Consider the following 8,132-nt stretch of genomic DNA (forward strand, 5'->3'; position numbering starts at 1 on the left):
TATCGGGATTGAGAAAATAGTGTGCCGGATATATTTATGTACTAATTTTCTTTCACATAGTAACAGAAATATATTAAAGATTCCGAAAATATCCTGAATATTGAAATAGTGTGCTGGTCGCTCTGAGCGATATATCCATTCCGCTCCCCTCCGCTAAATCTGCACTCACCACAAGAACATTAAAGCGGCGTTCAGAGTGCAAATACTTTGGATTCTTCCAGCACACACTATGGGGACAATATCGAACAATGCACAACCCTGCGCCACCAACAATCCGCAGGAATTACACCGCCCACACAGACACCTACAATACGCCATTCACTCCAGACATTCCTACGCTATTCAAAAGCGAAATTCTGCCCCTATCCCAACACCTCAATTCTTTTCTCAACAACACATTCGTGCATAAGAACAGAAACACCTGCCAGAGTGAATAGAGCAGCATAACTCAGCACCAGAATGGAGCAAAAAAGCGCCGAAAATGCCCCTGACCTGTGCAAATACCAAATCAAGCCCACGAGGCACACTATACACCGTGCAAAAGAGCGCACAGAAAACGGCGGGTGCCGCAGATACAACCGTACCCGCGGCACCCGCCGCCTTATGACCTCATACAGAAGGTAGAAGCTTAGGCTTCCGGCTTCATCAAGGGGAAGAGAATAGTCTCACGAATACCGGGCTGACGCACCACAGTACCCGGACGCTCCGGATCCTGATCGCCCGCCAGCAGCATAATCAGACGGTCAATACCCAGACCCAGGCCACCCATCGGGGGTGCACCGTGCTCCAGGGCGCGCAGGAAGTCCTCATCCAGCTCCATCGCCTCATCGTCACCGGCAGCAGCCAGCAGCGACTGAGCGGTCAGACGCTCACGCTGAATGACCGGGTCAATCAGCTCGGAGAACGCGGTACCGCGCTCCATACCGCCAATAATCAGGTCCCACGCCTCAATCAGAGGCTCACCGGAACGGTGCGGACGAGCCAGCGGCTGAGCGCTCGGCGGGTAATCGTACACGAAGGTCGGGTTCACCAGGGTCGGCTCAACAATCTCACCGAAGAGCTCGGTCACCAGCTTCTCAGCGTCCCACTTCGGGTCGATGTCCACCTCGTGCTTCTCAGCAATCTCACGCAGAACGGAAGCGTCAGTCTCGGGGGTGATCTCAACGCCCACAGCCTCAGACAGGCCCGGGTACACGCCGACCCACTTCCACTCACCGAACAGGTCAATGGTGCCGTTCTCGGTCTCAACACGCTCGGTGCCGACAGCCTTCGCGCAGCTCTGGATAATCTCCTTCATGCGCTCAGCCATCACAAACTGGTCAGCGTACGTCTCGTAGCACTCCAGGGTGGTGAACTCGGGGCTGTGGGTCGAATCCACACCCTCGTTGCGGAACACGCGGCCAATCTCGTACACGCGGTCAATGCCACCAACCACTGCACGCTTGAGCGACAGCTCAGTCGCAATACGCATGGTCATCGGCTGGTCAAAAGCGTTCAGGTGGGTGCGGAACGGGCGAGCCGTCGCACCACCGTGCACCAGCTGCAGAATAGGAGTCTCAACCTCAATGTAGCCGTGATCCTCCAGCACACGGCGGACGGTGCGGGTAATCAGGGCGCGCTTCTTCACCAGCTCGCGAGCCTCATCGCGAACCATCAGGTCCAGGTAACGCTGGCGAACGCGGGTTTCCTCGTTCAGGTCCTTGTGCAGAACCGGCATGGGGCGCAGCGCCTTCGACGCCATCTTCCAGTCGGTCACCATAATGGACAGCTCACCGCGGCGAGAAACAATCACGCGGCCGGTCACGAACACGTGGTCACCCAGGTCAACCAGGGACTTCCACTCAGACAGGGACTCCTCGCCAACCTCAGCCAGCGACAGCATCGCCTGGATGCGCTTGCCCTCGGTACCACCCTGCAGGGTCGCAAAGCACAGCTTACCGGTGTTACGGACGAACACCACGCGGCCACCAACATGCACCACACGGTCAGTCTCGTCGCCAGCCTTCAGCTCCTCAGCAGCCAGCTTCGGATCGTACTCGGCGCGCAGATCCTCAATGTGGTTGGGCTCCACGCGGTTACCCTCAGAATCCAGCAGACCCACCGGGTATGCCTCGCGACCCGACTCGATCAGCTTCGCACGCTTCTCCAGGCGAATCTGCATCTGCTCGGACATATCAGCAATCGCCGGTGCGGCAGTGTGCTCAGTGCTCACAGTGATACCTATCTGTGTAGTGTGTTGGGGACTCTTCTAAACGAACGAACGCTTAGCGCAGGTCCATGTTGTCAATCAGGCGGGTCGGGCCAACGAACGCAGCAACCAGTGCCAGCACTCGCTCCGACTCCTCAGTCGGCTCACCGAAAGTCATCGGGTCGACCAGTTCCAGGTAGTCAAGGCGTACACCCGGAGTGGAGTTGATACGCTCACGCGCACCGTCCAAATCAATCTCGTGGAAGCCACGGTTCAGCGAATTCTCACGCAGCATCGCCAGGGTGCGGGACAGCACCAGGGCAGACTCGCGCTCCTCATCCGACAGGTAGCCGTTACGCGAAGACAGCGCCAGGCCGTTATCGTCGCGAACAATCGACACAGGGCGCATGGTCACGTCGTGGTTGAAATCGCGCACCATACGCTGAATCAGGATGTACTGCTGAGCGTCCTTCTGACCGAAGTACGCATTCACCGGGTGGTTACCGGCTGCGGGGCGAATAATGTTGAAGAACTTATTGACCACGGTCAGCACGCCATCAAAGTGGCCCGGACGGGTCGCACCCTCAAACTTGGTGCCCAGCTCGCCGCTCGAAATGCGGATGAGCGGGTCACCGTCGGGGTACATCTCTTCAACCTCGGGGGCAAAAATAATGTCAACACCGGCGGCACCAGCCAGGGCAGCGTCTGCCTCCAGGGTGCGCGGATATGCTTCGTAATCCTCGCCGGGGCCAAACTGCAGCGGGTTCACAAAAATGGAGGCGACCACTACATCATTCTGTTCAGCGGCGCGACGCAACAGGGTTGCGTGGCCGTCGTGCAGGGCGCCCATGGTGGGCACGTAGCCCAGGGATGCGTTCTTGTACTGAACTGCGGTGCCGTTCTGCTCCGCCTCCTGGCGGGCTGCTCGGTCCAGTTCCTCCTGCGCTGCGGCAAGAGCTTCGGTGATTGCCGTGCGGAAATCCGCAATGGTGGTCACGACTCGGGGCTTCGAAGTCTCAGTCATGACGAGAACTCCTTGTTTTCGGGGGCTGAATCATCAATATCGCCGGGGTGGTTGCGGTCCGAAGACTCACCCAGCAGATCCTCAATTCGTCCCAGTTGTTCATCGTTTAACAAACCTCTATTATGCGCTCTTTTTGCGGTTGCGTGTGCCAGAGCGGCGTAAGAGTCTGTAATATCACCTGTTTTTTCATGCTCTGAGTACTCATTCAGAGCCTGAAGGTGAGCCTTCACGGTGCCTGCGTCTCCCCGTGCCACGGGCCCGGTGAGAGCGCCTTCGCCGCTGGCGAGCGCATTGTCCACGGCGGCTCGCACGAGCGGCCCCATGTAGCGTGCCGGGTCCTCAATACCGATGGAGGCAAGCATCTGCTGGGACTGACCCAGGATGGTCACGAGGTGGTTCGCGGCGTGCGCTAAGGCTGCGTGGTAGAGCGCCCGGTCAGCCTCGGCAACGTGCACGGGTTCGCCGCCCATTTCCACCACGAGTGCCTGAGCAATCGGGATGAACGGCGCGGGCCCGGTCACGGCGAAGCAGGTGCCGTTCAGGCGTTGCAGGTCCACGGACATGCCGGTAAAGGTCATGGCGGGGTGAATCGCCAAACCGATAGCGCCCAGCGCGGTCGCCGGTGCGAGAACCTCGGTGCCGTGACGGCCGGAGGTGTGCACCAGAATCTGACCGGCGGTAATACTTCCCGAAGACGCCAGGTAGGTGACAAGGCCCGGCAACTCGTCATCGGGAACCGCGAGAATCAGCAATTCGCTACGCTCAGCAATCTGCTCCACCGGCAGCAGCGGCACATCGGGAAGCAGCATCGCGGCGCGCTCCTGAGAAGCCTCAGAGACCGCGTGAACACCCACAATAGTGTGCTCGCAGGCGCGCAAAGCCGCACCGAGGACGGATCCGACCCTCCCGGCGGAAATAATTCCAATGCCCAAACGCGCAGGTTTTGAATGCTGTATCACGGCTTTAAGTATATTCTCCCTTTCACACCAACCTTTCACGCCAGCCCTGCCGTTAGTGTCACGAAGAACACCAGCGGCAGAGTGGTTTGCAGTTTTAGTGGCGGGTTAGCGCGCACCGTACCCGTTCGTGCTGTACCCGTTCGCACCGGGCGCAGAACCCAGCGCGGGCTCCGGCACGCGGTAGTAGGGCTCAATACCCTCCAACCGAACCGTCATCAACCACACCAGGTCCTCACAGACGCGCGGTGGCAAGTGCATCATGAGCGTGCGCACCGGGCCGGGTACCGTACCGAAATGCACACTCGCGCATCCGAAGGCACGCTGCAGCGGGCCCTGACCTCGGCTCACGCTCAGCACACGGCTGACCGGAACAATCGACAGCGTGCGGATAAAGAAGCCGCCACGAATCAGCAGCAGGTCACCTTGCGTATGCTCACCAATGCTCGAACGTGCCGCATCAGAATCAATGCGGGTGGTCGCCCGCACCGAACCGGCAGTGTAACCGACCGTGGTCACGCCGTTACGCTTCCAGGTGAGCAGGTCCATCCAACGTGCCGAAGAGGGCGTCACAATCATTGCCGGAACCTGCGGCTTCTGACTCTTCAGCGAACCGTCGGCGGTATCCAGCAGCACCTGCGCCTGCGCCTCATCCAGGGCGGGTAGCAGCAGACGCAACACCATCAGCGCCTCCTGCTTGTTGCCAACTGGCAGGGCAATATTGCGGGTCACCAGCTTCTGGTTGTCGTTCTTCTCAATACCGATACCGGCAATGGTCATCTTGATGCGGTACCAGCCGAACGCACGCCACAGAATGGACTGCTCCACGGCCAGCGCCTGAATACGCTCAACCATCACGTTCTGGGTGTGCGTGCCGGTGAAACCGTACCGCAGGGTCACGCCGCCCTGACCGCCGAGGGTGATTTTGAAGTTCGCGGCACCATCAAAACGTGTCCAGAGGGCAACCACGTAACCAACCATGGGCGCGAAGGTGCCGGGCAGCATCGCCATGAAAATGAGGAACGGGTTCTCACCAGCCATGATCGCGGCGAAGACAGCGGCACCGACCATGAGGGCTACGGCGGGCACCAGCCACACCAGGTGCTCCAGCATGATGGAGGCAATCAGACGCACATTCGAGATGCGGAAAATCGGCGGCTGCGAGGGGTCAGCCGCGACCGGCATCGGTATACGAGCGCCGTGGCGGGATGCTGCGGGTTGCTGAGGTGCAGACTGCTGGGTGCCGTCCTGCTGAGTACCATCCTGCATCGGCGCACCGTAGGAGGCCTCGAACGGCTGGTGCAGCTGATCCGCATCCGGCATGCGCTCCGCAGAAATCTGCATGCTACCGGGCAGCATGTCGACCGGGCGGCCAGCCGCCTCCGAACGCAGCAGGTTAATACTCGCCATCGCGGTGTGGCGCAGAACCTCCGCCTTGCGGGCAGAAACGTACTTGATGTGCAGCGCCTCCGAAGAGCCGTCAGCCACCTCAAAACGCAGCTCCGACAGGCCCAGCAGGCGCGCCACCAGAGGACGCGAAATGTCCACGCTCTGCACGCTCTCCAGGCGAATCGTGCGGTTCTTCTTGAACAGGAAACCGCTACGGCGGTGAATCGCCAAATCGTCCAGGCTGTAGCGGGTAAACCACCAGTCAATCGAGCCGCCGACCAGAATCAGTATGAGCACGGCGAAGCCGATGAGCTGCGAGTACGTCGCGCTGAAGTAGCTGTTGTTCTCGTCAAATGCCTGCGTCAGGCGCGCACCCCACTCGTTCGGAGGGGTGGTCAGAATATTCAGGATGATGCTCTGAAAGAAGCCGAACGCCAGCAGAATAATGAACCAGAGGTTCATGATGAACGTGCGAATATCGGCACGCCACCACTTCTGCTCCTGTGGCATCTGTGAGGCAGGAGGCTGCGGTGCCTGCGGCGCGGGGTTGCTTGGGACCGGGGTACTCATTAGAGTGCCGCCATTCGCTCATCGGCGCGGCGCACCAGATCCGCGCGCAGCTCCTCCGCCACGTTCAGCGGAATACCGAACAGCACCATCGTGCCGGTGGTCGTACCCGCGGTGCGCACCGTCAGGCGGGCAACACCGCACATGCGCTCCAGCGGACCCGAATCCACATCAACATACTGGATGCGACCGTACGGCATGGAGCTCATGGAACGGAACACGATACCGCGGCGAGCCATCAGGTGATTCGACTCCAGCGCGTAGCCGAGCGCGCGAGTGCGGCGCGGAGTGGTCAGAAGCCACCACAGACCCCACAGGCCAAACACCGCGATCACCGCCAGACCGACGATGCGGAGCGCCTCCGGGCCGCCGAAGAACGCGCCCGCACAATACAGGGCAGCGCCCGCAAGAATCGGGAGCGCCAAAGCAGAAATAGTGTGAACAAAACGAACCGTCAGGTAGCTGGAGGCGGCGGGCACCCACTGCGGCTCCGGCACGGATTGCGGGGGCACAGGCTGGGAGCTTACCGGCTGAGAAGGTGCCGACTGCGGCGCGTTCGGGTAGGCGGCAGCGGGCGGAACCTGCTGACCGTACTGTGCTTGCTGTCCATACTGCGCCTGCTGGTCATACTGGGCACCAGGCTGACCGTAAGCCGCCTGCTGGTACTGCCCATACTGAGTCTGCTGAGCGGGCTGACCCTGCTGGGCGCCCTGCCCATACTGGCCATTCGGCGAATAACTATTCTGGTTAGGAGCCGACATAGGTTCCTCCCTCTCGCGGCTTGACAGCATCGGAAGAGGAGGCCGCATCCTCATCATCCTCCGGCGGAATACGACAACAATGCTGAGCCCACAGGCCAGCAATCAGCAGGGCAACACTGCCCACACAATTAACAAGAACCTCCCAAAAGACCACCGAAAAACCGCGCGTAGACACCATCGCCAGGTGGTAGCCAAGAATCGCACCGCACCAGCCCGTCAACAGGGCACCGGTCATGATGGATCCCTGCGCATACGCCACCGCACGCGCCGCAAGAATCGGACCCATATGCGGCGCCTTCTCACGCGTCTGAATGCGACGATAACGAGCCACCTGCACGCCCAGCCACACGGCACCCGCCGCAACCAGCAGGCACACCGCGCCGAGCATCCACGAAAAATTCAGCTCGCTAAAACCGGCGCCAATCATCACGGAATTCACCATAAGAGCGACAGCGGCAGCGCACACCGCCGCCACAATAATCGCCCGATAGCTCAGGGGCTTCATGGTGTTTCCTTTCGGTAGGTTCTTCTACCTTCCAGAGTGCCACATTTAAGGCTGATTAGGTACCTGCATCTCACGCATATAGCTAATAGCGTCTTCATCCGCCTCAACCAGCGTGCGGGACAGCTCCGCAACGCTCACGACCTCGCGGCTCAGCGGCGCAGGCACCTCATCCGGCCGCTCCCCCGAAGGCTTAGCACGCCGGGTGACCGTCAGGCGCGCCTGCGGGTCCATCTGCGCCCACGGCACCAGCACAAAAGCACGCTCCTGCGCCCGCGGATGCGGCAAAGTCAGCACCGGGTCCTCAGAGATCACGCCGTCATAGTCAATCACGTCAATATCGAGGGTGCGCGGGCCCCAACGTACCAGGCGCTCACGGTGATGCGCCGCCTCCACCGCGTTACACAGCTTCAGCAGCTCGTAGGCGCCCAGGTCAGTTGCCACCTCAATGACCGCGTTCACAAAATCAGGTTGCCCCGCCGGACCACCCACCGGGGCGGTACGGTACAGCCCGGAGGCGCGCACCAGCTGCACACCACCTGCCACCAGATCGGCGACGGCACGCTCTAAGGTGTCTTCGCTTTCGCCCAGGTTCGAGCCCAACGCCAGCACCGCGCGGTGTGCATATTCTGCCGTATCCGCCACTAGCGGCTGCCCTCAGCGGCACGTTCGCGGAACACGCTCACCGCCACGTTACCGAACGGCAGCTCAATCGGCGCCTGCGGCTTCGACACGGTAATCTCCA

General features: G+C 60.5%; 7 protein-coding genes and 1 pseudogene. All 8 read right to left on the reverse strand.

Annotated elements, in window-relative coordinates:
- Nucleotides 1–628: 628 nt before the first annotated feature.
- Nucleotides 629–2,161 (reverse strand): lysine--tRNA ligase, encoded by a 1,533-nt coding sequence (gene lysS / locus Q0216_RS02925; RefSeq protein ID WP_298592801.1) that lies wholly within the window; start codon nt 2,159–2,161, stop codon nt 629–631.
- A gap of 103 nt (nt 2,162–2,264) precedes the next feature.
- Complete coding sequence (gene panC, locus Q0216_RS02930) at nt 2,265–3,212, reverse strand: pantoate--beta-alanine ligase (protein WP_298592790.1); 948 nt, start codon at nt 3,210–3,212, stop codon at nt 2,265–2,267.
- On the reverse strand, nt 3,209–4,171 hold the full coding sequence (locus tag Q0216_RS02935; RefSeq protein WP_298592792.1) for a Rossmann-like and DUF2520 domain-containing protein: 963 nt from the start codon (nt 4,169–4,171) through the stop codon (nt 3,209–3,211). The genes panC and Q0216_RS02935 overlap by 4 nt, the downstream gene beginning before the upstream one ends.
- A gap of 105 nt (nt 4,172–4,276) precedes the next feature.
- Nucleotides 4,277–6,127 (reverse strand): PH domain-containing protein, encoded by a 1,851-nt coding sequence (locus Q0216_RS02940; RefSeq protein ID WP_298592793.1) that lies wholly within the window; start codon nt 6,125–6,127, stop codon nt 4,277–4,279.
- Nucleotides 6,127–6,885, reverse strand: coding sequence for a PH domain-containing protein (locus tag Q0216_RS02945; protein ID WP_298592795.1), 759 nt, complete (start codon nt 6,883–6,885; stop codon nt 6,127–6,129). The genes Q0216_RS02940 and Q0216_RS02945 overlap by 1 nt, the downstream gene beginning before the upstream one ends.
- Nucleotides 6,872–7,390 carry a DUF3180 domain-containing protein gene (locus Q0216_RS02950; protein ID WP_298592797.1) on the reverse strand — a complete coding sequence of 173 codons (519 nt, stop codon included), beginning with the start codon at nt 7,388–7,390 and terminating at the stop codon, nt 6,872–6,874. The genes Q0216_RS02945 and Q0216_RS02950 overlap by 14 nt, the downstream gene beginning before the upstream one ends.
- 45 nt (nt 7,391–7,435) lie before the next feature.
- Nucleotides 7,436–8,032, reverse strand: coding sequence for a 2-amino-4-hydroxy-6-hydroxymethyldihydropteridine diphosphokinase (gene folK, locus Q0216_RS02955; RefSeq protein ID WP_298592799.1), 597 nt, complete (start codon nt 8,030–8,032; stop codon nt 7,436–7,438).
- Nucleotides 8,032–8,132: pseudogene (locus Q0216_RS10620) on the reverse strand (dihydroneopterin aldolase); the annotation flags it as partial. The gene folK and the pseudogene Q0216_RS10620, both read right to left, overlap by 1 nt.

This window comes from uncultured Rothia sp. (assembly GCF_937976295.1).
Classification (GTDB): domain Bacteria; phylum Actinomycetota; class Actinomycetes; order Actinomycetales; family Micrococcaceae; genus Rothia.

Excerpts from the sequence above, each read along its gene's own strand:
- lysS (WP_298592801.1), bottom strand. The coding sequence starts at position 2,161 with ATGCAGATTCGCCTGGAGAAGCGTGCGAAGCTGATCGAGTCGGGTCGC.
- panC (WP_298592790.1), bottom strand. The coding sequence starts at position 3,212 with ATGACTGAGACTTCGAAGCCCCGAGTCGTGACCACCATTGCGGATTTC.
- Q0216_RS02940 (WP_298592793.1), bottom strand. The coding sequence starts at position 6,127 with ATGAGTACCCCGGTCCCAAGCAACCCCGCGCCGCAGGCACCGCAGCCT.
- Q0216_RS02945 (WP_298592795.1), bottom strand. The coding sequence starts at position 6,885 with ATGTCGGCTCCTAACCAGAATAGTTATTCGCCGAATGGCCAGTATGGG.
- Q0216_RS02950 (WP_298592797.1), bottom strand. The coding sequence starts at position 7,390 with ATGAAGCCCCTGAGCTATCGGGCGATTATTGTGGCGGCGGTGTGCGCT.